Origin of the sequence: Croceicoccus gelatinilyticus, assembly GCF_018398395.1 — a bacterium.
Taxonomy (GTDB): Bacteria; Pseudomonadota; Alphaproteobacteria; order Sphingomonadales; family Sphingomonadaceae; genus Croceicoccus; species Croceicoccus gelatinilyticus.
The window spans coordinates 92,366-116,011 of sequence record NZ_JAHCBF010000003.1 but is presented as its reverse complement, the minus strand read 5'-3'; the positions used below and the strand labels follow the sequence as shown (position 1 = coordinate 116,011).

Here is a 23,646-nt window from a genome sequence, read left to right as displayed (position 1 = left end):
GGCCTACCTAGTTCAGGGGCGGTACGATGCCGGGTGACGCAGGCGTGATGCGGGGGCTGGACTGGCCTTCGACAGTCAGGCCACTGTCGAACATGGGCCCGAATCCGGTTTTCTGCGACATAGACCCCGCGAGCATCGGCACCCGTGCCATCATGTCGAGTGATCGATTTTTTGCTCGCAAGATCGCCTCGCGCGATACGGCCCGGCCCGACTGGATTGATTGGAAGCGTATGGAGATCGCGGGATGAGCGGTATTTACGAACTTCGCGGCAAGCGGGTCTATGTCGCGGGCCATCGCGGCATGGTGGGTTCCGCCATCGTGCGTCGGCTCGCCGCCACCGGATGCGAAGTGCTGACGAGCGAGCGGTCAACCGACTTGCGCGATCAGGCTGCGGTGAACGCATGGTTCGAAGCCAACCGCCCCGACGCGGTCTTCATGGCCGCAGCCCGCGTTGGCGGCATCCTTGCGAATGACAGCTATCCGGCGCAGTTCCTCTACGACAACCTGATGATCGAGGCGAATGTCGTCGAAGCGGCACGTCAGGCGGGCGTGGGTAAGCTGCTGATGCTCGGCTCGTCCTGCATCTACCCGCGCGATGCGGCCCAGCCGATTGCCGAGGATGCCCTGCTGACCGGTCCGCTGGAAGCCACGAACAAGTGGTACGCCATTGCGAAGATTGCAGGCGTCATGCTGTGCGATGCCTATCGCGCGGAATATGGCTGTGACTTCATCTCGGCCATGCCGACGAACCTCTATGGTCCGGGTGACAACTTCGACCTTGAAACCAGCCACGTCCTGCCCGCGCTGATGCGCAAGACGCACGAGGCGAAAGTCGCGGGTGATGATGCCGTCGTCGTCTGGGGGTCGGGCAAGCCGCGCCGCGAATTCCTGCACGTCGACGACCTTGCCGATGCCTGCGTGTTCCTGATGGAGCATTTCTCGGCAGCCGGGCAGGTCAACATCGGTTGCGGGGTGGACCTCGAAATCGGCGAGCTTGCCCGCATGATTGCAGATGTCGTCGGGTTCGAAGGCAGGCTGGAATTCGACACTTCCCGCCCTGACGGTACAATGCGCAAGCGGCTCGACGTGTCCAAGCTTTCGGACCTCGGCTGGCAGGCCCGCATCGGGCTTCGCGAAGGGATCGAGGAGGTCTATCGCGAATTCCGGTCGGGCGAAGCACGCCAGGTGCGTCTTGGCGGCTGACGATCCCGAGGGTCCCTTGCGGATCCTCGTGGTGGGTCTGAACTATGCGCCGGAGCCTGTCGGCATCGGCCCCTATACGGCGGGACTGGCCGAAGGACTGGTGGCGCGCGGCCACCGTGTCGAGGTCGTCACCGGACGTTCCTATTACCCGCAATGGGCGCCGCTGCCGGGATATCCCGCGCGCTGGAACCGGCGCACGCAGGGCGGCGTCGGCATCACTCGCGTACCGCACTACATTCCGCGCGATCCGGGCGGGCTGAAGCGACTGATCCATCTCGCCAGCTTTACGCTTTCTGCGCTTTTTCCGGCTGTGAAGCAGGCGCGGCGGATGAAGCCGGACCATGTCCTCGTCGTCGCGCCGTCACTGTTGGCAATGCCGGTCGGCGCAATGGCCGCGCGCTTTTCGGGCGCGAAATTGTGGGTCCACGTGCAGGATTTCGAACTCGAAGCCGCGCAGGCGACCGGTCTTCTGTCGGGTAAGGGAGCGGTTGCCCGATTGGGCCGCGCAGTCGAACGATTTCTATTCGGCCTTGCCGATTTCGCCTCGACGATCAGCCCCGCCATGTGCACGCGGCTGGAGGCCAAGGGTTTCGATGCCCGCGACACGTTCGAGATGCGCAACTGGGCCAATCACGCCGACACGATCATGGCAGCGGGCGGGGGAACAAGCGGGGCATCGCCATACGTCCGCGCGTGGGGGCTCGAAGGGCGCAAGGTCCTGCTCTATTCAGGCAATATAGCGAACAAGCAGGGGCTTGATGTCGTGATCGATGCAGCGCGCCTTCTGTCAGACCGCGGCGATCTTGCGTTCGTGATTTGCGGTGAGGGGCCGAACCGTCAGAAGCTGGAGGCTCAGGCCGAGGGGCTCGCCAATATCCAGTTTCACGATCTCCAGCCGCGCGAGAAAGTGGGTGATCTTCTCGCACTCGCTCACGCCCACCTCCTGCCGCAAAAGGCAGGGGCGGCCGATCTCGTCCTGCCGTCTAAGCTGACGAATATTCTCGCTTCGGGCCGTCCCGTGATTGCCACGGCGGAGGCGGGAACCGGACTTGCCGAGGAATGCGAAGGCTGCGGCATCGTTACCATGCCCGAAGACGCGCGCGCGCTTGCCAATGCGATCGAGCGGCTTGCCGACGATGAGCCTCTTGCTGACCGGCTGGGCGCAGAGGCGCTGTTGCGAGCGCGAGAGCGTTGGGCGCTGGACGGTATTCTGAATTCTACTGAGGCGGAGCTGATTGCCCGCCGGCCTGCAAGGCCAGCCACATGATCCGCCGTGTCGTATCGCGCATGAGCGGTCCGGGCCTTGGCGGCAATATCGGGGCCCAAGGCACCAGTCAGGCGGTCAACATGGTCGTGCAACTGGTGTCGGTGCCGATCCTTGCGACGAACTGGGGGCTGGAGACCTACGGGGTCTGGCTGATCCTGTTCTCGATTCCCTATTACCTCGCCATGAGCGACCTGGGCCTGATCGGCGCGGCGGCCAACGACATCGCCGCTGCCGCCGCACAGGACAGACGCGCAGATGCGCTGCGCACGATGCAGGCGGTGCAGTCGGGCGTGACCCTGATCGGCATCGCGGTGGTCGCGGTCTGTGCAGTCGTGCTTCTCTGGCCGGGGAGTAATCTTCTCGCGTTCGCGCAGGCGGCGGCGGGCGGCGAGGCCATTGCCACGGTCCTCGTTATCGTGGCTTGGGGCGTGCTGGGGCAGCAGTTCGCGATCGCGCGCGCCGGGCTTCGCGCTGGTGGGTACTATCCCACGGCGATCTATCTGATCACAGCGGCGACCGCGATCGAGACAATAGCCCTGTGGGGCTGGGTGCTGACAGGCGGCGGCTTGCTGGGCGCGGCGCTGTGCTATCTGGTCGGCCACGCGATCATTCTGGCGGTGATGCGGATCGCGATTGCGCGCAAGGTACCTTGGCTGTCGCAGTGGCGCTGGCGGGTGAAGACGCCGGAACTGCGCCGCCTGATCCGGCCGGCGCTCGCCATGATGCTCATCCCGCTGTGCTACGCGCTGTCGATGCAAGGCATGATCCTTGCCATTGGCGCAGCGGCGGGGGCAGCGGCGGTACCCTATTTCACCAGCGTACGGACGCTGACCCGCGCCGCGGTGCAGGTAACAGGCGTGATCAACATTGCCTCGATGCCTGAATTCACCGTCGCCCATGCGCGGGGCGATGTTGCCAAGCGCGAGGAACTGGTCGCGTTGTCGATCATGACCGGGCTGATCGTATTGCTCCCCACGGCGGTCGTGCTGTTCGCGGCAGGACCGTGGCTCGTCGCGCTGTGGACTGGCGGAGAGATCTCGCCCGGTTACCTTCTGGTCGCGATGCTGACGGCGGCGATGGTGCTGAACGGGCTCTGGGTGCCTATCAGCAACCTGATGATGGCGGTCAACGAGCATGAGCGGTTCAGCTACGTCTTTGCAGGGCTGGCGACGCTGTCGGTGCTGATGGCTTTCGTCCTGTCGCGCCGCATGGGGCCCGAAGGCGCGGCTCTGGCCGCAATGTGTTTCGATGCGGCGATGCTGGGCTGGGTCGGCTTCCAGGCGTGGCGCATGGATCTGCTGCACGCAGCGGCTCTTCGCCGTGCGCCGGGGCGCGTGAAGGCGATGCTTGTCAGGTTCCTCAGCCGGCGCTGACTGGCGTGTTTCAGCGCGAAGCAGGCACCAGGCGGGCGAGCGCCTTGCGCCTTTCGGCAGGTGTCATCGCCGCGCGTTCCTGCAGTGCGGCCCCCTGGGGCAGCCTGCGCTGCGCATCCTCGCGCATGGCCATCGCGCCTGGGATGTTCAGCATCCGGGCAATGCCCCACCACAGGCCGAGCGGGATGACGAGGTAGAAAAGCGACATCCTGATCGTCGACAGCAGTGAACCGTCGCGAAACCCGATCACGGCTGTGGCGAGGAAAAGCATATAGACGAGCAGCGCGAACGTGCTGCGCCGGCCGATCAGCAGCCAGCGGTAGGCGAAGCCGAAGATCAGCGCGAAGACCGCGCACTGGATCACCACGCCGATCCAGCCCCATTCGTACCAGCCCATTCCCGGCAACGAGTTCGTCATTCCCAGCGGGCTGCCATAATCGAACAGGTTAATCGTCTTGATCGGCGCGCCGACCGGTTTTCCGGACCAGAGCGCGCGGGGAATCCACTCGGTAAAGATCTGCAGATTCGACAGGAAATAGTCGTACGTGCCCGACCGCTGGGGGACTGCATAAACGAGGTACTCGAAGTACTCCATGTTCGCGAAGTCCATGTGCTCCAGCGGTTTGAGGGCGGCGCGATCGTAAGTGCGCGCTTCATCTGTCACGACGAGCGAGCGAATTGCCTTGCCGCGATCGGCGACGACGAAGTTGAACAGCAGCAGCACACCGACGCCCAGCGCCATGGCGCGCCACTCGGGCCATTTGCGCCGGTTCTCCCACAGCCAGAGCAGTATGAGTGCGAAGGACGCATAAACGAATGCTCCTCGTCCGCCCGAACCGGCCTTCAGGAACACGAAGAAGGCGAACGGCAACAATGCCCACCAGCGAAACCGGTAAAGCCATGCCGTGACGACCGAGAGCGAGGCCAGCACCAACTGCATCTCGAAGAAATAGCCGCTGCCCGTGGTGTTGATGCGGATGTTCGTTTCGGCGTCGAATACCATCGTGCTGGCGTCCGAGGCCGAGCTCATCCAGTAATCGTAAATCGAATATAGCCCGATGGGTGCAAGGATCATTGCGGCGGCTATGAACGGCTTGCGCAGCGACCGGCGCGAAATCTCGTCGTAAGTGTCACGCTCGAACACGACGGGCTGGCGCGCGACAGACATGGCCGTGGCGACAAACGTTACCATGCCGAGGTTCGCGGCGAGGATGACCGTCATCTTGTCCGAAAGAGAGGGCTGGAACTTGAAGGTCGCGTAAACGAATTCAAAGTCCATCAGTCGCGCCACGATCGGGCGCAGGACGAAGATGAAGCCGTGGAACAACAGGTAGAGCGACGCCGGGTGGAACACCGAGGCGGCCGGGCGATGCACGTAGATAAAGACGACCGCGATGTAGAACAGCGTCGAGGCGAGAAGCAGCAGGTCGTACATGTCCGGGGGAAATTCGCTCTGGCGAGTGAGGTGCGCTGTCGCTGACCATAGTCGTGAAGGCCCGGCTTAGAAACCCCGCGGGTGCGAGCATCCTTGCGAACGGTTTGCCAGTCCCCGGCAACTGGCTTATGGCCTGCCGCTTCGCGAGCATCGGGATTGCCAGTTCATGCCTTCCGGCAAGAAACCTATTGTACTGCTTTGGGAAAATTTCGGCCCCAATCACTACGACCGGCTGAATGCGGTTGCCGACGCAGGCTATGACCTGACCGCGATCCAGATCGCCAGCAAGTCCAACATGTATGACTGGGAGGAAGGCAGCTCGAACCGGTTTCGCACGGTCACTTTGGCGAAATCGCATGACGAGCTGACGCCGCCGATCCTTGCCCGCAAGATCGTTGCCGCCGTGGGGGAAAGCGATGCGCGCGACGTTTTCATGTGTCACTACGAATTTCCCGGCGTGTTCATGGCCGCCGGCTGGCTGCGCGCGACGGGGCGCAGGCCCTATGCGATGATCGCGTCCAAGTTCGACGACTATGACCGCAAGTGGTGGCGCGAAAGCGGGAAATCGGTCCTGCTCAAGCCCTATTGCGGGGCGATCGTGGGGAGCGAGCGTTCGGTCCGCTATATGCGTTTCCTCGGTTTGAAGGACGCGGTGACCGGTTACGACACGCTGTCGGTCGAACGGCTGCGGTTACAGAACCCCGATGCCATCGCCGAAGTCGACGGAGCCACGCGGCCTTTCCTCGTCGTCGCGCGGCTGGTGCCGAAGAAGAACATTGCCTTCACGCTCGAATGTTTCGCGCAATACGTCGCGCGCAACGGCACGGCACGGCGACTGGAGATTTTGGGAGACGGGCCCCTGCGTTCCGAACTGGAGGCAAAGGCGCAGGCGCTGGGCATTGCGGGTCAGGTCGATTTCCGCGGGCTTTGTCCGACCGCTGAAGTGACCGAAGCGATGCAGCGCAGTGCCGCTCTCCTGTTGCCCAGTATCGAGGAACAGTATGGCCTCGTAGTGATCGAGGCCCTGGCCAGCGGGCTTCCCGTCATCGCCTCCACCCAGTGCGGGGCGACTGATGTCGTGCTCGACAATCTCGTGAACGGGTTTGCGGTTGCCTCGGATTCGCACGCGCAGATGCTGGCCGCGATGGAAGCGATCGGCACGGACGAGGCCACGCGCAAACGCATGGCCGCCGCCGCGTACGACAGCGCCGAACGTGGCGACGTGCGCCATTTTGTGGCGGGCCTCGAACGCCTGATGGGTTGAGGCCCGCCAACGGGTCAGGTCGGGTCTGCGCTGGAGAAGAAGCCACTCTCTTCCCAAGCCCGCCCGTCGTACTTGTCGAACGTGAACTCGATCCAGTCCTTCTTGTTCACCAGCGTCCGCGTCTGCGACATTCGCAAGCCTGCGGTGCCCTTGACGAAGCGGATGCCCGGCCCGTCGGTAAAGGCGTAGAAGCGGATCTTCTGCCCGTGCGCGAAGCCATACTCGTATCCCGCTGCCGGTTCGGTCGCGACCGTGACATCGCGCGGATCGGTACCGGCCGACTGGTAATAGCCCATGTGCACCGCGCTTGGCACGACGGTCAGGTCCTGGTCGATCCAGCCCAGTGAGTGCGCCCCGTTGAACGCGCCTGCCGATACATGGGTCGAATTATAGTCGCGCAAATCGAACTTGGGCATCGACACCGGATTGATCGCATAGGGCGCCTTGTTCGCCTCACCCTCCACGATGACCCGGCAGGTCGGCTCGACGTAACCGGTCCATGTCGCTGCGATCCATTCGCGCCCCGCGGCCTTGGCAACGGCGGTACGCAACGTGCGAACATGGATACGCATGTTGCGCGGCGGCACCTGGTAGGTCCCGGCAGGCGCGCCGCTGACTTGGGTAGTAAGGTTTGAAGGTCCGGCGATGGAGATCGGCGAATAATTGCCGCGCTGGTCCATCCAGGCCTCAATCTCGAGGTCGATGTCGCGAAGCTCGCTGTAGAGCGGGGTCGAGAAATAGACTTGGGTGTCGATCGTGCGGATGGACCCGCGCGTCCAGCAGCCCACCATCAGCTGCCCGATATTCTTGAAAACGCAGCCTTCTAGCTGGGTCATTGGCGCGCTCTCGGTCTCGTCTCGGGTGGGATAGAGATAATTGTAGAGAATACCGTCCGTCGGCCCGCTGCCCAGCGGCGCGGTATTCGCATCGCGCCAGATGCAGTTGGTATAACGGGCGAAAGTCTTGCCCGTATCCTCGTGCGCGATCAGGGCGTTGCCGAACTCGCAACTGTCGGCGGTGACGCGGATGTTGGTGCCCGCGTTCCACGCATTGCCGTTGGTGGTGTGCAGGTGCAGCCGCTCGGCATGAAGGCTGCGCGCGTCGGAACCGGCGATGAAGAACAGCTCCCCCTTGAAGCCGTGAACTTCGCAGTCGCTGATGACAAGATCGCCGACCCATGTGTCGTGGATGCTGACACCCTTGTCCGAGGTATCCCACCCGTCCCCGGTGACGAGGCTGGCGGTCGTGTTGGAATTGCCGGTCCTTTCGCGATTGCCCTTAAGTACAAGCCGGCTCATCTCGAACCGCTCGATGTTCAGCGCCTCGCCTTCTGCCGGTTCGGTCATGTTGCCGAAGAGGAAAATGCCGCCGCCGCGCCAGACCGCGTTTGTGGCCGAGCCCTGGCTGTCGGGCACGACCTGCCAGTTGGTTTCCGGATCGACGCCGCCCAACCCGCGGAAGTCGAGCACGCTGCGGTCTGCAGATGCGCCGCGCAGCGACATCGTCTTGGATATGACGATCGGCCTACCATCGAGTTCAAAGCGCGATGCGCGCGGCGATGTCCGCATGGTCGCCCAAATGGCATAGCGCGGCATTGCGAACACGACTTCGCGCGCGTCGACCGCCTCGGCATAGTCGATGGTGGCCTGCACGGCGGGCTGATCATTCGCGATGCCGTCCCCGACCGCGCCGCCTTGTTCGACACTGACGCTGCCGAAATCCGGGAGCAAGCGGAAGACGCGACCGTCCGCTGCCGTGAAGGCAAAGCGCGGGTGGGCCGCAGCAAGCGCCTCATCGCAGAGCGCATCGTTTACATAGACCGCTGCGCCAAGGCCCGAAGTGGTATGCCCCACGGTGTCGACGCGCAGTAGCGTGCGGGGAAGTGCAGCGCCTTCGAGATCGGCGAACAGGCGCGGCATGGCGGCCTGCGCGGCGACACCCATACCGCGCGCGACAATGTCCAGCCCGCTCATTGCGACACCCGGTATTCGACGGTGCCGCTCTCGGGTGCGATGTCGAGGTAGAACTCGGCCGCTGCCTCGCTTTCTTCCCACGCAGCTTCGCAGACGTTGGCGGTATAGTCGCCCCAGGGCAGGCCGCCTGCGGTCAGGCTAACCTTGGTCGCGCCGCCATCGACCGAGCGCAGCAACGAGACGGTGCCGGTCCACGTTCCTGTAAGCGCCAGGACGATCGGGCGACCGGTCAGCGGGGCGAAGGGGCCGACGATTGCGCTAGTCGCGCTCGTGCCGGAAAGCGGCTGGGGCGGAGTGGGTTCAGCGATCGGCTCGATTGACACGCTGGCCGCGGTCGGCAGCGGTTGGTCGGTGCCGACGAAAGCGAGGTCGCCGTTCGAATCGGTAAAGGCCAGCGCGAAGGCGGGCGCGTAGCCGGAGGGCAGCTTGATTTCAGGAGATTGTGACATGGTTCATCCTGTATGACAGTAGGAACCAAATCGGTACAAGAACTCGGCGGTGTAGGAAAATAACAGGCGCTCGACACGGGGCGATGATTGGGCGAAGACACGCGGCATGAGCTTACGCGGCACCGACGATGTCCTGGTTTTTCATCCGGGCACGCAGCATAGCTGGCAAACCGCGCTTGCGCTGCAACAGCTTGGCAGGCTTCATGCCTATGCGACCTCGATCTTCGAGAAACTGGATGCATGGCCTTATCGCGCCGTTCGCTATCTGCCTGGGGGATTGGCTGCGAAAGCCCGGTCCGAATTTGCGCGGTTTTCCCATCCCGCGATCGATCCCGACAAGGTCCTGACCTTCGGCTGGCACGAATGGGTGGAACGTGTGGCAAGACGCGGCGGCCTTGACGGACTTGCCCGAGAGATCGACCGGATCGGCAATGCGGCTTTCGGACGCCGGATCGCAGAGCTCGCCGATGGGCAGGGCGATTTCGCGCTCTGGGGTTATAACGGCAGCTCGCTCAGTGCCTTTCGCGCGGCCAGCGGGCGCAAGGCGATCTATGACCGCACAACCCCCTCACTGCGCAAGGTGAATGCGGCGATCGACGAGATCGAGGAACGTTTCCCGCAGTGGGTTGCCGAACCCGGCCAGCGATACAGCCAGCAGCGTATCGAACTTGAGGACGAGGAGCAGGCGCTGGCCGACGTGATCGTCACCGGCAGCGAGTTTGCGCGCGACAGCGTCATCGCGGACGATCCGGCGCTGAAGGATAAAGTGCGAGTCCTGCCCTACTGTTATGACGAGGCTCTATTCGGCCAACTACCGGAAATGACCGAGGCAAAACGCGGCGAGCCGGTGCGCTTCCTGTTCATCGGCGGAATCAGTGCGAGGAAAGGCGTGCACCTGATCCTCGACGCTCTGGCCGGCCTGCCCGAAAGTGCGGCAACCCTTACTTTGGTAGGCCGGATGGATCTGCCTGAAGCCGCCTTCGCGCCTTTCGCTGAACGCGTGAACCACATCCCCGCCGTGCCGCGTAGCGCAATCCCTGCGATCATGCGCCAGCACCACGCATTCGTCTTTCCCAGCTTCTACGAAGGCGGCGGTATCGCGCTTTACGAGGCGCTGGCCTCAGGCCTGGCCCTGATCCAGACCAAGAACGCCAGCCAAGCGGTCGATGACGGCACCGGCATCATGCTCGACCGCCTCGACGTAGAAAGCGTGCGTGACGCAATGCTGCGCGTGGTGGATGACCGGGACCTGTTGAACAAGTGGCGCCAGGCCGCGCCGAAGCGAGCCGAGGCCTTTACCTTTACCCGTTACCGCGACGGAATTGCGGATCTGCTGGGCGAGGTCCTTTAACGCCGCTGGATCAGAAGACCGCGCTGGGCAAAGAACGTCGTCGGCGCAAAATCGGTGAAGGACGTCATCGGCCAGCCCCTGGTCCGGCTCGCTTCCTCGATCAGCGAAACGGCGCGGGGCACGTCACCGTCGAATTCGCCGACGCCGTGATCGGCATTGTCGAGATAGAGCATCCCGCCCGGCTTCAGAAGCGAGAGGCCAAGCTCGACACATTCGTCGCGGAACTTGCCGTCGACCAGCACGAGATCGAACGCCTCGCCCTCGGGCACCGCGAGGTATGCCTCGCGCCCGGGCGCATGGCGATAATCGATGTCGGCGTTGCTGTCAGCCAAGCGCCCGGCGATCTCTGCGTGCCATCCGGCATGATCCTCGCGCGAGACGATCCGCCCGACCCGGCGCGCAAACCACAAGGTCGACATGCCCGAGCCGAACTCCAGCACCGAACTGTCCGCATCGAGCCTCTCATCGATCAGGGCCTGCGCGTCGAAGGAAATCCACGGACGCGCGGGGCGAACATCCAGCAGGACCCGCCCGATCGCACCGACCAGCGCGCGCGATCCGTTGCGCAAAACGCGCCCGACTGGGACGCTGCGCCCAGAGGCATCATGAAACCGCGTCTTGCGCGAAGGCGCACCCGCGATGAGCTTGTTCAGCATGGCAGGTGCGACCCCGGCTGAATTCTTATTCGGGGACCGAGAAGCTTCCACTCACACGGCCGTTCGACGAAGTCTCGCCACCGGCAGAGGACGAGGAGCCCGCACTGCGGCCATCGACGCTGGACACGCCGGTGTTGAGGTCGATCACGAGCCGGCCGCCGTTTAGTGTGTCGGATCCGCGGCGCAGGCGCACGTCGCCGACCAGAGTGATGATGCGGCGGTTGAAGTCGTAGACTCCGACATTGCCGCGCGCCGTTTCGTTGCCGCGAGCAACCTGCACGCCGCCGGTGGCGGTGATGCGCTGGATCTTCAGTGCGCCTGCATCGGTGTAGTTCACGATCGTGCGACCGGCATTGAGGCGCAGGTCGCCCTGCTTGATCGCGACGTCACCAGACAGCACCACGCGGTTTTCGCGGTCCTGCAGTTCGATCCGGTTGGCGGCATAGTCGACCGGCTGGTTCGAGTTGAAGCCGGCGATCGACTGCGCGGATAACTGCTGCGCGCCGAGCATAATGGCGGCGGTCAGGCCGAAGCCTGCAAGACCTGCGCGAAGGGTGCGGGATTTCAGAATGGTCTTGAGAGTCATCGGGGCATCCTGAGTGAGCCGGGTTCCATGCGGAGCCGGGCGTCTCCGATAAGCGATACGGTGCGGGCCTGCAAATCGGCCTCTAGTCGGTTGGCGCTGAATGTGCCGGCGGGGATACGCCCCTCGACCCGGCCTGTGCCGACCAGTTTCTTTTCAGACAGGTCGAGCGACACGTCGCGCGCGATCATGCGGTATCCGTCGGCAGCCATGAAATTGACCGCGCCGGGCACCGAAACGGTGTCGTCGCCAAAGTCATAGATGCCGTTCTGCGCGCTCAATTCCGCAGGGCCGTTGTCCAGCAGGATACGCGCGGTCAGGTCGTCCATCTCGATCTTGCGGATCTCGCGGGTCTTCTGGACCGCGTTGCCCGCCATGACGGCAAAAGGCCGCCCCTCTGCATCGAGGCCGCGGTACATCGCCTTGTTCACCGAGATGCGGTTGGGCGTGACCTGCACCTTGTCCCGGTCGAGCAGGAAGCTGATTTCCCCGCGCGGCGAGAGCGGGGCAAGGATCATCAGCGCAAACAGCACGCCGATCGCGACCGGCAAGACCAGCACGAGAAAACGCACGAGCTTGTCATGCGTGCCGCCGGGGGCCGCCATGTGCTGGCGCTTGTCGCGGATGATGTCGGCTTCGGCGGTCATGGCTCGTTATATGGGGTCCGATCCTCTCAGGCGAAGGGCTTATCAGGCCTCGTGGCTGAACAGGTCCTTGTCTTCCCAGCCCGCGAGGTCGAGCAGCGCGCGCGTCGGCAGGAAGTCGAAGCAGGCCTGCGCGATTTCGGTGCGGCCTTCGCGTTCGAGGCGGACGCGGAAAATCTCGACCATCTCGTGCAGGAAGCGCACGTCGCTGGCGGCGTATTCCTTCTGCGCCTCGATCAGCGTGGGCGCGCCCCAGTCGCTCGACTGCTGCTGCTTGCTCATGTCCTTGCCCAGAAGCTCGGTGACGAGGTTCTTCAGGCCATGGCGGTCGGTATAAGTGCGCGTCAGCTTGCTGGCGATCTTGGTGCAGAACACCGGCCCTGCCATCACGCCGAGGTAATGCTGGATCGCGGCAAGATCGAAGCGGGCGAAGTGATAGTACTTCTCCCGCGAGGGATCGGCGAGCACTGCTTTGAGGTTGGGCGCGTCATAATCGCTACCGACCTTGAAGCGCACGAGGTGTTCGTCGCCCTTGCCGTCGCTGATCTGCACGACGCACAACCGGTCACGCCGGGTGACGAGGCCCATCGTTTCGGTATCGACGGCCACGGGGCCGGGTGCGAGCACGCCTTCGGGAAGGTCTTCTTCGTGGAGGTAAACTGCCATGAATGGCCCTTAGGCCGAATGGGGAAAGAGGGAAAGGGGCGGCTGGCGGCAGAAAGGCAAAAAGCCTAATCCCTTGCACGATGAACGGTGAGGCGATCCCGCAATCCTGGGCCCCGGTGCTCGAACCCGTGCTTGCGTCGGAAGAGGCGCGCAAGCTGGGCGGCTGGCTGCGCGAAGAGGAAGCGGGTGGCAAGACCGTCTATCCGCCGCGGGGGCAGCGGCTGCGCGCGCTGGACCTGACGCCGCTGGATGAGGCGAAAGTCGTGATCCTGGGGCAGGACCCCTATCACGGGCCGGGGCAGGCCCACGGACTGGCGTTCTCGGTGCCGGACGGGGTGAAATTGCCGCCGTCGCTGCGCAATATCTTCAAGGAACTCGAAGCCGACTGCGGCACTGCGCCTTCGGGCAATGGCGACCTGACCCGCTGGGCCGAGCAGGGCGTGCTCCTGCTCAACAATGCGCTGACGGTGGAGGCGGCCAATGCAGGCTCGCACCAGAAACGCGGCTGGGACGCGATCACCGATGCCTGCGTCGCCGCGGTTGCAAGGCGCGAGGAGCCGAGCGTCTTCATCCTCTGGGGCAGCCACGCGCAGGGCAAGGCGCGGCGCATTCCCGAACTGGCGGGCGACACCCGCCACTGCGTCATCGAAAGTCCGCACCCGAGCCCGCTTTCGGCCCATCGCGGTTTCTTCGGCTCCAAACCCTTCAGTCGCGCCAACGCCTTTCTGAGGGCGCATGGGCGCCAGCCGGTGGCGTGGTGAGATGAGCGTAGAGCTTTTCCCCCTCACCGAAGCAGACGGGCCCGAAATGATCGCGGCGAACCGGGCCGCGCGCGGGCATCACGGCGACTTCGCCTCGCCCTGCATCGACGCGGAAGCATTTGCTGCATGGCTGGAGGTTGCTTCGGCCCCTGCCAATCGCACCCGCATTGCGCGGACGACAGAGGGCGAACTCGTCGGCGTCTTCAACGTCACCCAGATCGCGCTAGGCAACTTTCGTAGCGCCTATCTTGGCTATCACGGCTATCCGGCGACGGCAGGCCGCGGGCTGATGACCGAGGCTATAGGCGAAGTCCTGCGCTTCGTCTTTACCGAGGTCGGGCTGCACCGGATCGAGGCGAATATCCAGCCCGAGAACATGCGCTCCATCGCGTTGGTCAAAAGGGCTGGTTTTCGCAAGGAAGGCTATAGTCCACGCTACCTGATGATAGGGGGGCAATGGCGCGATCATGAACGTTGGGCCATCACGGTTGAGGACTGGACCGGGTGAGGGCGGATCGGGCATCATGCGTAGTGACGCAATGACCTGCGCTTACGGAGCTTGAGCGATGGAACTGGTGCTTCCGACACTGGCGATGCTGCCGGAATACCGCGATGCGCTCGAACGCGGGTTCGCGCCGCATAACATCAACGTCGAAAGGGTCCGTCAGCAACAGCTTGAGCAGCTTGAGCGAGATCCCGAGGCACTGATCGCATTGATGCACGACCCGGAAGGAATAGGCCCGCCAATCGAGATGCCGGACGGTTCATTCAAGCCCCGGCTTCCGGGCATTACCCGCTGGATGTGGGAGGATGGGACCTTCATCGGCTCGATCAACTTGCGCTGGGCCAAGGGGACGAGCGCGCTGCCCGAAGGGGTGCCGGGTCATATCGGCTATACGGTTGCCGAATGGCATCGCGGTAACGGATATGCGACGCGTGCGCTGATCCAGATCTGCAAGGAGGCGCGAGAGATCGGGCTGGAATACGTCGAACTGACGACGGACCAGGACAACATCGCCTCGCAGCGCACGATCGAGAAAGTCGGCGGGCGCGTGGTCGGGACTTTCGATGCGGGCGACTTGCATCACCCCTGTCATGAAACGCTGCTTTGGCGGATCGACCTGTGAGCGAGGCCTATCATCCGCCGGTCAAACGCTCTGTCGAGATCGCCGGGCACAAGACTTCGATCAGTCTCGAACCGATTTTTTGGGACATGCTGAAGGATGCCGCGGCCGATCAGGGGATGTCGATCAATATGCTCGTCGCGAAGATCGATGCCGAGCGGATCAGGAGCGAGACGCCGCCGGGACTGGCCAGTGCGATCCGCGTCTGGCTGGTGACGGCGCGCTTGCCCTAACGGTCAGTGGATCGGGGCGGGTTCGCCCTCGGCATCCCCATTTGCCTCGATATCGGCGATCAGGCTCTCCATCTCGGCGATTTCCTTCACTTGCGCATCGATGATGCCATTGGCCAGATCGCGAACACGCGGGTCGGAAATGTGGGCGCGGCGGCTGGTCATGATCGCGATTGAATGGTGCGGGATCATCGCTTTCATGTAGCTGACGTCACCCACGGTTTCCTGGCTGCGCACGAGCCATAGAGAGCCTGCGAAGACCGCGACACTTGCCCCCATGATGAAGAATTTGACCGGCGGACGGTCGTACATCTTCCACATGAAGCCGAGCATGATGACGGCCATGACCGCCCCCATCAGCAGCGCCATCCACACACGCGTCTGGCTGAACCATATATGCGCCGTTTCATAAGTGTTGAGGTACATCAGGCCGTACATCACCACGGTCGATGTCGCGATCATTGCGAAAAAGCGCGTATAGGTCATGGCGGTGCGGGCCTTTCAAAGAAGAAGGGGCAGGTTTCCCCGCCCCTTGCTTGGTTTTTCAAGGTGATCAGTACGTCGCGGCCGGATCGCTTGCCGGGAAGCTTTCGTCGACGGCTTCGTCGGTCTTCGACCATGTCTTCGGCTTGTCCCGCATGGCGGCAGGGCCGGAATCGCGAACCGGCGTGACTTCGTTCGACGGCGTGGCCTTGGGCCCGTCGTCGTCATAGGCTGCAGGGACGCCATTGCGCTTGTTGTAGTAGCGATAACCGGCGTAACCGAGTGCGCCGAGAGCGGCCATCTTGATGAGACCCATGAGATTTCTCCTTCGTTCTTTTGCCGGTAGAACGCACGAGACGGGCCAATTGTTTCGAAAAATTCGTGCTCTTAAAGCCCCACGGCCTTGAGCGCTGCGTCCATCGTGCCTTCCAGCCCTGAACGCGGACCTTGGCCCTTGCGCCCGGCCATCGGGGCCTCTTCCACGATCAGCATGCCTTCTCCGTCGAGCACGCGGTCTTTCAGCAATTGCTCACGGCCAAGGAAGTAGGGCCAGAACGTTTCCGTCCGCGCCACGGCATAGGCCAGCTCTGCACTAAATCCGACAAGCTGGTCCTGTCCGAAGATGCGGCCCGCGCCCGCCGGTTCGACCCGCACGCCGCGCCCGCCCTTGATGACGAGGCGGGCAGGGCCGTGGAAGACGAGAAAGCGAAGCTGCATCGTCAGCCATGCGTTGAGCGAGAAGAGTCGCCAGTGACTGGTAATTTTCAGCGGCTGGCCTTCTTTCTGCACGACGGCAGCCAGCGCACGCGGGTGCAGGACCGCCGCGCCATTCTCAGGCAACGTGACTTCTGTGACTTCGGCAAAGGGGTCGTGGACCGCAGAGATCGTCGTGACTTCGCCCGCGCCGCGAATGCGGGTGAGGAACCAGAGCCCGCTGGCAAGGCTGGATAGCGGGTGCTTCAGGTCCAGCATCCACTGCGTTTCCTTGGCCCCGCTGACCGAACTGCTTTGCAGGTAGTCCTGCCGCACCAGCAGTTCCTCGCCCGCGCCGAGCTGGACCGCGATCGAGGTGCGGCTGGCGTCGGCAGGCGGCATGGGCGCGCCGATGCCGCCGGGCACGGCAATGCGGATGGAGGGGCGCCGCTCTGCGATCGGGGCAAGGACGAACCAGAACAGCAGGCGGATGAGGTAAGGCATCGCGATGATCAGCAGCAGCGCGACGAAGGCCTGCCACAAGATCGCGGTCATGCCCCAGTCGGCCCATTTCTTGCGGATCTGCGCACGGGCCGATCCGTCCGCCCCTTCGCGTTCGCGGGCGACGGCCTCGCGCAGCATGGTGTCGGCGCTTTCCAGCCGGTCCTGCGACCATGCGCCAGCGCGGGCAACGGCGGCACCGCCCTTGCGCGTTTCGTCGAGGATTTCTTTCACGCGTTCAGCGCGAGCGGCAAGCGCGGCAACGCCCGAACACTTGTCGTCGCGAGAGGCGCGCAGCCGCCTGCCTTCACCGGTGATGCTGCCGAAAAACCGGCCCAGCCCGCGCCGCGCCTCGTACCGCTTCACCGCGGCATTGGCCGCGTCGCAAGTGCGCACGGCATTGCGCCATTTCGTGTCTGCCTCGCGCCAGGCCTTGATCGCGGCGGTCATCATCGCGGCGCGATCCATCTGCGCCTCGGTCGCCGCGATCGAGCGTTCGAGCCCCGCGATCTTGCGTGTGGCGACCGCGATTTCGAGTTCCAGTGTCTGGTCCGCGATGATCGCGTCGCTGTCGGCCAGCGCGATAGAGGCGCGGCGCTTGAGGTCCGAACGGCGCTGGCTGACCAGCCGCGCCCGATCTGCCTTTGCATCGGCCAGCATGGTCTCCAGCACTTCAACCGACCGCCCGCGCGCATCGGCTTCGGCCTGCCGCAGGGCTTCCTCGCCCGCCTCGCGCTGCACTTCGATCGCGGCGAGCGTTTCTTCCAGCTTGGCCGCGCGCAGTTCCTGCTCTGCGCCGACTTGCCACGCGTTCCAGACCAGCAGCGCGCCGATCAGCAGGATCCACAGCACGAAGTGCCGCGCGATCCAGCCGATGACGAGTTTGACGATCTGCACGCGGGTCAGACTAGCCGGTCAGGCGCGGGGGTAAAGCCGTGCCCCGCGCCGGATGCGATCAGTCGCCGCCGACGCGCTGGATGTTCGCGCCGACGAGGCTCAGCTTTTCTTCAAGGCGCTCGTAACCACGGTCGAGGTGGTAGAGGCGGTGGACCACTGTTTCGCCCTCTGCCCGCAGGCCCGCGATCACGAGGCTCATCGAGGCGCGGAGGTCGGTCGCCATGACTTCGGCGCCGGTCAGCTTCTCGACCCCGTGAACGATGGCGGTGCGGCCCTGCGTCTCGATATGCGCGCCCATGCGGTTCAGTTCGGGAACGTGCATGTAGCGGTTCTCGAAGATCGTCTCGGTCAGCACGCTGGTGCCCTGCGCCATGCAGAGCAGCGCCATCATCTGGGCCTGCATGTCGGTCGGGAATCCGGGGAAAGGCGCGGTCGACAGGTTCACGGCCTTGAGTGGTCCGTCGGCATAGACACGGATGCCGCCCTTCACTTCCTCCACATGAACGCCGGCATTGCGCAGCGCGTGGTTTGTAGCGCTCATGTCCTTCATGTTCGCGCCGGTCAGCGTCACGTCACCGCCCGTGATCGCGGCGGCACAGGCGTAGGAGCCGGCCTCGATACGATCCGGCATGACGCGGTAGGTCGCGCCGTGGAGGCGCTTAACGCCGTGAACGGTGATCAGCGATTCGCCGATACCCTCGATCTCGGCGCCCATCGCGACGAGGAGATTGCACAAGTCCACGATCTCCGGCTCGCGCGCCGCGTTGTCGAGGCGGCTGGTGCCGTTGGCCAGCACTGCGGCCATCAGCGCGTTTTCTGTCGCGCCGACCGAAACCACCGGGAACGAGAAGTCGCCGCCCGGAAGGCCGCCTTCAGGGGCATGGGCGCGGACGTAGCCGCTGGTCAGTTCGATGGTCGCGCCGAAGGCTTCCAGCGCCTTCAAATGAAGGTCGATCGGGCGGTTGCCGATGGCGCAGCCGCCGGGAAGTGACACGGTCGCCTCGCCCGCACGGCCGAGCAGAGGGCCAAGCACGAGGATCGAGGCGCGCATCTTGCGGACCAGTTCGTAGGGCGCGGTCGTATTGGTAAGGCGCGGGGCCTGCAGCGTCATGACGCGGCCGAAATCTTCGGGTCGCGAACCGGCGATCGTGGTCGACACGCCGAACTGGTTCATCAGGTGCTGGAAACCGTCGATGTCGGCAAGGCGCGGCAGGTTGCGCAGCGTCAGCGGTTCTTCGGTAAGCAGCGCGCAGGGCACCAGCGTAAGTGCCGCATTCTTCGCGCCCGAGATCGGCAGCGCGCCTTCAAGGCGCTTGCCGCCTTCGATGATGATCTTGTCCATTCCCCGCCTTTAGCCCCTTTTGCGTATTGGGCAAGCAACCGCGCGGGAGCCAACAGGTTCCCTCGGCGTTGGGAAGAGGAGGGCCAGTCCGCCCTTGAACCCGACCCGCTGCCATGCCTAGGTTGCGGTGCACCATTCGCGAACAATCACAGGGACGTCTGCCCACCTCATGAGCTCTTCCGAACGCAAACCGATCCGCAAGGCCGTCTTTCCCGTTGCCGGCCTTGGCACCCGATTCCTGCCCGCCACCAAGGCAATCCCGAAAGAGCTTCTTCCCGTCGTCGACCGCCCGCTGATCCAGTATGCCATCGACGAAGCGCGCGAGGCGGGGATCGAGCAGATGATCTTCGTCACCGGCCGCGGCAAGACCGCGCTGGTCGAGAATTTCGACATCGCGTTCGAACTTGAACAGACCATGCAAGAGCGCGGGAAGGACATGAGCCCGCTCGACGATACGCGCTTTACGCCGGGCGATCTCATCACCGTGCGCCAGCAGGTGCCGATGGGCCTTGGCCATGCGATCTGGTGCGCCCGCGCCGTCGTGGGCGATGAACCTTTCGCCATCCTGCTTCCCGACGAACTGATGTGGGGCAAGCCCAACTGCATGAAGCAGATGGTCGAGGCTTATAACGAGGTCGGCGGCAACCTGATCTCGGTGCTCGAAGTGCCGCACGAGGAAGTCTACAAGTACGGCGTCATCACGCCGGGCGAGGAAAAGGGCAACCTGACCGAAGTGAAGGGCCTGGTCGAAAAGCCCGCGGTTGAGGACGCGCCTTCGAACAAGATCGTCTCGGGCCGCTACATCCTTCAGCCCGAAGTGATGCGCACGCTCGAAACGCAGGAAAAGGGCGCGGGCGGCGAAATCCAGCTTACCGATGCCATGGCCAAGATGATCGGCAACCAGCCGTTCCATGCCGTGACCTTCGAAGGCGAACGGTTCGATTGCGGCTCAAAGCTTGGCTTTGTCGAGGCGACGCTGAAGCTGGCCCTTGAACGCGAGGACATGGGCAAGGACGTACGCGCCATCGCCGAAAGGCTGCTGGCCGAGTAAGCCGCAAGGCGGCGCTGCGTAAAAGCGCGCCGCCTCTCGCGGATAATACCTAACGCCCTGTTTGCCATGGCTTTGTTAGCCGCCGCCTAGGCAGGCGGCTTGAAATTGGCAGCACGAGGCAAAGGCATGGCGAACGACGCGGTCTGGGAGGAACATCGGCCCGCACCCAAGGCGATAGCGCATATCGCGATTTGTGCAGCGATGATGGCGGTCTCGCTGGCGCTGGCCGCCATCAGCCTTGCGATACCCCATACCGGCGTGTTGGCAGCGTTGTGGCTGCCCAATGCCGTCATCCTTGCCGTGGTCCTGTCTGGGCGAAAGCAGCTTATGCCCGCGGCGCTACTCGGGGCGGCGGCAGGCCTTTTCCTTGGCGAAGTGGCGGGGAAAGTGCCGACCGACACGGCTGCGATCCTGACATTCGCGAACCTGGCCGAGGTGGCGGTTACGGCCCTGCTAACGCGGCGTTTATGCGGTGAGATCGTCGACTTCACCGATCCGGTGGCCTTCTTTCGCTTCGTCGCATCGATGATCGTAGGGACCGCCGTATCTACTGCCATCGCAGTGACATTGATTGCCGATGCCAGCGCACTGTTCGCCGCGCGCCATGCCAGCGGGCTGCTGTTCATCGCTCCTCTCACGATGGTGGGGATCGCGGCATGGCGAACGCGCGGGCAGGGCGGAATGCTCGTGCCGGTGCCTGTACTGGCCATTGTCATCCTGGGGTCGCTCGCGATCTTCTGGCAGTCGAGCTTTCCTTTCCTGTTCCTCGTCACTCCGCTTGTCGTCTTGGCCGGGATCAGTTCGGGGATCGGCGGTACGGCATTCGTACTGATCCTGATGGCGACGATCGGCACTGCGGCAACCGCGTTCGGTAGCGGCCCGATCACGCTGACCCGCGGCGATCCGGCGCTGCAATTCGTGACGCTGCAACTGTTCCTCGCCTCGCTGACGCTGGTCGGCTTGCCGCTAGCGGGCCTGATCGAACGCGGCATTCGCGACCGCGAGGAACTGCGCACCAGCCGCGACGACAAGCGCCGCCTGCTCGACAATATCGACGAGGTTATCTTCTGCATCGCCAATGATGGCACGTGGCAGACGCTGAACGCCGCATGGGACCGGATTACCGGGCGCAAGCGCGAAACAACGATCGGCCAGCCCTACGACCTGTTCCTGCCCCCGGCAGAGCGGGAGCGGATCGGGCCGGAGATGGCGCGGCTTCGTGCGGGGCTGATCACGGTTCTGCAGATCGAACTCGCGTTCGAACGGCCCGATGGGGAAGAGCGTCACGTCGAAATGCGAATGCGCTGTACCCGCGATGCCGCGGGGCGGGCGCAAGGGGTGATCGGGCACATGCTCGACGTGTCGGAAAAGGCAACGGGCCGCATCGCACTGGAAGCGAGCGAGCGGCAATTCGCGACGCTGGCCGAACTTGCGCCGGCTGGTCTGTTCCTCACGAATGCGCGCGGCGAATGTACCTGGGTCAATCGCGCGTGGCAGGAATCGACCGGGATGCTGGGCGAACAATGGCGCGGACATGGCTGGGCCGATGCAATCCACCCCGACGACTTCGACCGGGTCTATTACGCCTGGATGGCGGCAACGGCGGCGCGCAGTGCCTTTGCCGATACGTGGCGCTGGCTGCGCCCCGACGGGTCGGTCGTCTGGCTGACGTGCGCCGCCGCGCCGCAATTCGACGGGGAAGGGCGCCTGACCGGCCATATCGGCATCAATATGGACATCACCGACTTGCGCGTGGCCGAAGCCGAACTGGCCGAGCGTGAGCGGCGCATCAAGACGATTACCGATAACGTGCGCGATGCATTGTTCATGGTTCAGGCCGACGGCACTTGCACTTATGCCTCCCCTTATGCGGGTTCGATGTTCTCTCGCGAGCCTGATACGCTGGTCGACCGGCCTTTCGCCGCGCTGTTCGGGCGCAATGCGCAAACGGCGATAGACCGCCGTCTGCGCCCGCTCTGGAACGGGGACGAGCGGAATTGCGCCTTCCAGTTCCGCATGGACGATGCAGCAGGCGGCCGCTGGATGGATGCACACTTGTCCGCCGTTCCGGGAGAACACGGCGTCGCCTCCATCGTGGCATCTGTGCGCGACATTTCGGATGCCAAGCAACTGGAAGCGGATCTTACCAAGGCGCGGCAGAAGGCGGAACACGCAGCCCAGGCCAAGGCCGCGTTTCTGGCCAACATGAGCCACGAGATTCGCACCCCGATGAACGGGGTGATCGGTTTTACCGACCTGCTGCTGGATTCCGAATTGAGCGGTACGCAGCGCCGCCACGCGCAGCTTATCGCCGATTCCGGGCGGGCGATGATGCGGTTGCTGAACGATATTCTCGACATGTCGAAGATCGATTCCGGCAAACTGACCATAGTCCCTGCGCCCGTCGACCTGCGGGCCAAGATCGAAACTTGCGTCGGCCTGTTGCAGCCCGTGGCCGATAGCGCAGGCATCACGCTGGAAGCGAAAGTCGAAGCCGACGTGCCCTCGCGCCTCATCGGTGATCCTTTGCGGATGCGGCAGATCCTGCTCAACCTCATTGGTAATGCGGTGAAGTTTACCGAAAAGGGCCGTGTGTCGGTCCATGCAAGGGTCGAAGGCGACCTGCTGGAAATCAGCGTCTCCGACACCGGTATCGGTATCGCGCCAGAACGGCTGAGCGACATTTTCGACCAGTTCCGCCAGGCCGATGGCTCAATAGCAAGGAGGTACGGCGGAACGGGGCTGGGCCTCGCGATCTCGAACCAGTTGGCACGCCTGATGGGGGGTGAAATCGCCGTCCAGTCGCGGCTCGACGAAGGGGCGACCTTCACCCTGCGTATCCCGCTTCTGGCTGTCTCCGATACTCCGGCAAATCAGGCTGAGGCGCTTATGACCGGTCCCCCGGAAATACTGCCGCCGGCAACGTCCATGCCGGCCTTGCCACAGATGGGAGACGCGCCGCGCGTGCTGGTCGCCGAGGACAATGACATCAACCAGGAACTCGTCCTCGCCATGGCGCGCAACGTCGGACTCAACCCCGACCTCGCCGCTGACGGGACCGAAGCGATTGCCATGGTCGAAGCGGCTCATGCCGAAGGGCGGCCCTACCGCCTTGTCCTGATGGACATGCAGATGCCGCAGATGGACGGGCTGGAGGCTACCCGCCAACTGCGAGCCGCAGGGTTCGAGCCTGACATGCTGCCAATCGTCGCGCTGACCGCGAATTGCTTTGCAGAGGACATTGCGGCCTGCCGCGAAGCCGGAATGCAAGGGCATCTTGCCAAACCGCTGCAGACGCCGGCGCTGACAGAGGCGATCGCGACGTATCTCGCACCTTCCGGTCAGTCCGAACCGGAGCTCGAAGTCGCGGTTGTCGAGCCGATGGTCGAAGAGGCCGACCCGCTGGCTGCACGATATCGCGAGCGTAAGGCCCGGCTTCTGTCCGACCTTGCCGAAGTCGCCGCCGGACAGGGCGAGGCGCAATGGGACGTGCTAGCCATGCAGCTTCACAAGCTGGCCGGAACCGCGGGGTATTTCGGTGAAGCGCGGCTGGGCGAACTCGCCCGCGTGCTGGAAGACCGGCTGCGCTATGCCGAAGATGGCGCTGCGCGGCTCGAACTCGTCAGGTCGGAGTGGGAAACGATGCAGAAAGTGGCCTGAAACGGCAGCGGCCCAGCACTCTGGTGAGAGTGCCGGGCC

23 protein-coding genes are annotated in these 23,646 nt (G+C 64.0%); 12 read left to right on the top strand and 11 right to left on the bottom strand.

Going from position 1 to position 23,646, the window contains the following annotated elements; genetic code table 11:
* The first annotated feature begins 26 nt into the window (after positions 1–26).
* From KIH45_RS07970 to KIH45_RS07955, 4 genes are read left to right on the top strand one after another with little or no spacing between them, the layout of a single operon-like run.
* Complete coding sequence (locus tag KIH45_RS07970; protein ID WP_213175484.1) at positions 27–248, top strand: hypothetical protein; 222 nt, start codon at positions 27–29, stop codon at positions 246–248.
* Positions 245–1,204 carry a GDP-L-fucose synthase family protein gene (locus tag KIH45_RS07965; RefSeq protein ID WP_213175483.1) on the top strand — a complete coding sequence of 320 codons (960 nt, stop codon included), beginning with the start codon at positions 245–247 and terminating at the stop codon, positions 1,202–1,204. The genes KIH45_RS07970 and KIH45_RS07965 overlap by 4 nt, the downstream gene beginning before the upstream one ends.
* A complete protein-coding gene (locus KIH45_RS07960) occupies positions 1,194–2,471 on the top strand; it encodes a WcaI family glycosyltransferase (RefSeq protein WP_225899762.1) in 1,278 nt (425 codons plus the stop codon). Before KIH45_RS07965 ends, KIH45_RS07960 begins: the two co-directional genes overlap by 11 nt.
* Positions 2,468–3,844, top strand: a complete 1,377-nt coding sequence (locus tag KIH45_RS07955; RefSeq protein WP_213175482.1) for an MATE family efflux transporter — start codon at positions 2,468–2,470, stop codon at positions 3,842–3,844. Before KIH45_RS07960 ends, KIH45_RS07955 begins: the two co-directional genes overlap by 4 nt.
* Before the next feature lie 10 nt (positions 3,845–3,854).
* On the opposite strand, the gene KIH45_RS07950 is transcribed toward KIH45_RS07955, so the two are convergent.
* Complete coding sequence (locus tag KIH45_RS07950; RefSeq protein ID WP_213175481.1) at positions 3,855–5,279, bottom strand: O-antigen polymerase; 1,425 nt, start codon at positions 5,277–5,279, stop codon at positions 3,855–3,857.
* A gap of 166 nt (positions 5,280–5,445) precedes the next feature.
* Between KIH45_RS07950 and KIH45_RS07945 the strand changes: the two genes are divergently transcribed.
* Complete coding sequence (locus tag KIH45_RS07945) at positions 5,446–6,543, top strand: glycosyltransferase family 4 protein (protein WP_213175480.1); 1,098 nt, start codon at positions 5,446–5,448, stop codon at positions 6,541–6,543.
* Between the two features lie 14 nt (positions 6,544–6,557).
* Here KIH45_RS07945 and KIH45_RS07940 read toward each other — a convergent pair whose 3' ends face one another.
* Positions 6,558–8,516: a hypothetical protein gene (locus KIH45_RS07940; protein ID WP_213175479.1), complete on the bottom strand. Its 1,959-nt coding sequence runs from the start codon at positions 8,514–8,516 to the stop codon at positions 6,558–6,560.
* Positions 8,513–8,965, bottom strand: coding sequence for a hypothetical protein (locus KIH45_RS07935; protein WP_213175478.1), 453 nt, complete (start codon positions 8,963–8,965; stop codon positions 8,513–8,515). The genes KIH45_RS07940 and KIH45_RS07935 overlap by 4 nt, the downstream gene beginning before the upstream one ends.
* Before the next feature lie 106 nt (positions 8,966–9,071).
* Between KIH45_RS07935 and KIH45_RS07930 the strand changes: the two genes are divergently transcribed.
* Entirely contained in the window at positions 9,072–10,316 is a 1,245-nt protein-coding gene (locus tag KIH45_RS07930) for a glycosyltransferase family 4 protein (protein WP_213175477.1), read from the top strand.
* On the opposite strand, the gene KIH45_RS07925 is transcribed toward KIH45_RS07930, so the two are convergent.
* Genes KIH45_RS07925 through KIH45_RS07910 form a run of 4 tightly spaced genes read right to left on the bottom strand, consistent with a single transcriptional unit; the run spans position 10,313 to position 12,865 of the window.
* Positions 10,313–10,972: an O-methyltransferase gene (locus KIH45_RS07925; protein WP_213175476.1), complete on the bottom strand. Its 660-nt coding sequence runs from the start codon at positions 10,970–10,972 to the stop codon at positions 10,313–10,315. The two genes, KIH45_RS07930 and KIH45_RS07925, sit on opposite strands and share 4 nt — an antisense overlap.
* 25 nt (positions 10,973–10,997) lie before the next feature.
* Entirely contained in the window at positions 10,998–11,558 is a 561-nt protein-coding gene (locus KIH45_RS07920; RefSeq protein WP_213175475.1) for an LptA/OstA family protein, read from the bottom strand.
* Positions 11,555–12,202: an LPS export ABC transporter periplasmic protein LptC gene (gene lptC, locus KIH45_RS07915; RefSeq protein ID WP_213175474.1), complete on the bottom strand. Its 648-nt coding sequence runs from the start codon at positions 12,200–12,202 to the stop codon at positions 11,555–11,557. Before lptC ends, KIH45_RS07920 begins: the two co-directional genes overlap by 4 nt.
* Positions 12,203–12,244: 42 nt before the next feature.
* Positions 12,245–12,865 (bottom strand): ribonuclease D, encoded by a 621-nt coding sequence (locus KIH45_RS07910; protein ID WP_066764807.1) that lies wholly within the window; start codon positions 12,863–12,865, stop codon positions 12,245–12,247.
* A gap of 80 nt (positions 12,866–12,945) precedes the next feature.
* On the opposite strand from KIH45_RS07910, the gene KIH45_RS07905 reads away from it, so the two are divergent.
* The 4 genes from KIH45_RS07905 to KIH45_RS07890 are packed head-to-tail and all read left to right on the top strand — an operon-like array spanning position 12,946 to position 14,983.
* Entirely contained in the window at positions 12,946–13,626 is a 681-nt protein-coding gene (locus tag KIH45_RS07905; RefSeq protein WP_213175473.1) for a uracil-DNA glycosylase, read from the top strand.
* 1 nt (position 13,627) lies between these two features.
* Positions 13,628–14,134, top strand: coding sequence for a GNAT family N-acetyltransferase (locus KIH45_RS07900; protein WP_213175472.1), 507 nt, complete (start codon positions 13,628–13,630; stop codon positions 14,132–14,134).
* A 58-nt stretch (positions 14,135–14,192) separates the two neighbouring features.
* Positions 14,193–14,753 (top strand): GNAT family N-acetyltransferase, encoded by a 561-nt coding sequence (locus tag KIH45_RS19450; RefSeq protein WP_213175471.1) that lies wholly within the window; start codon positions 14,193–14,195, stop codon positions 14,751–14,753.
* The gene (locus tag KIH45_RS07890) at positions 14,750–14,983 is read left to right on the top strand and encodes a ribbon-helix-helix domain-containing protein (protein WP_213175470.1); all 234 of its coding nucleotides are present in this window, start codon (positions 14,750–14,752) and stop codon (positions 14,981–14,983) included. Before KIH45_RS19450 ends, KIH45_RS07890 begins: the two co-directional genes overlap by 4 nt.
* 3 nt (positions 14,984–14,986) lie before the next feature.
* Here the strand turns inward: KIH45_RS07890 and KIH45_RS07885 are convergent, their stop codons facing one another.
* From KIH45_RS07885 to murA, 4 genes are all read right to left on the bottom strand, one after another.
* On the bottom strand, positions 14,987–15,466 hold the full coding sequence (locus KIH45_RS07885; protein WP_213175469.1) for a DUF305 domain-containing protein: 480 nt from the start codon (positions 15,464–15,466) through the stop codon (positions 14,987–14,989).
* Between the two features lie 67 nt (positions 15,467–15,533).
* Entirely contained in the window at positions 15,534–15,779 is a 246-nt protein-coding gene (locus tag KIH45_RS07880; protein ID WP_213175468.1) for a hypothetical protein, read from the bottom strand.
* Between the two features lie 71 nt (positions 15,780–15,850).
* Positions 15,851–17,554 (bottom strand): coiled-coil domain-containing protein, encoded by a 1,704-nt coding sequence (locus tag KIH45_RS07875; protein WP_213175467.1) that lies wholly within the window; start codon positions 17,552–17,554, stop codon positions 15,851–15,853.
* Positions 17,555–17,612: 58 nt separating this feature from the next.
* Positions 17,613–18,896 (bottom strand): UDP-N-acetylglucosamine 1-carboxyvinyltransferase, encoded by a 1,284-nt coding sequence (gene murA, locus KIH45_RS07870; RefSeq protein WP_213175466.1) that lies wholly within the window; start codon positions 18,894–18,896, stop codon positions 17,613–17,615.
* Between the two features lie 169 nt (positions 18,897–19,065).
* Between murA and galU the strand changes: the two genes are divergently transcribed.
* Together galU and KIH45_RS07860 are read left to right on the top strand one after the other, a co-directional pair.
* Complete coding sequence (galU, locus tag KIH45_RS07865; RefSeq protein ID WP_213175465.1) at positions 19,066–19,947, top strand: UTP--glucose-1-phosphate uridylyltransferase GalU; 882 nt, start codon at positions 19,066–19,068, stop codon at positions 19,945–19,947.
* Positions 19,948–20,073: 126 nt separating this feature from the next.
* Positions 20,074–23,607, top strand: a complete 3,534-nt coding sequence (locus KIH45_RS07860) for a PAS domain S-box protein (protein ID WP_213175464.1) — start codon at positions 20,074–20,076, stop codon at positions 23,605–23,607.
* Positions 23,608–23,646: the final 39 nt, after the last annotated feature.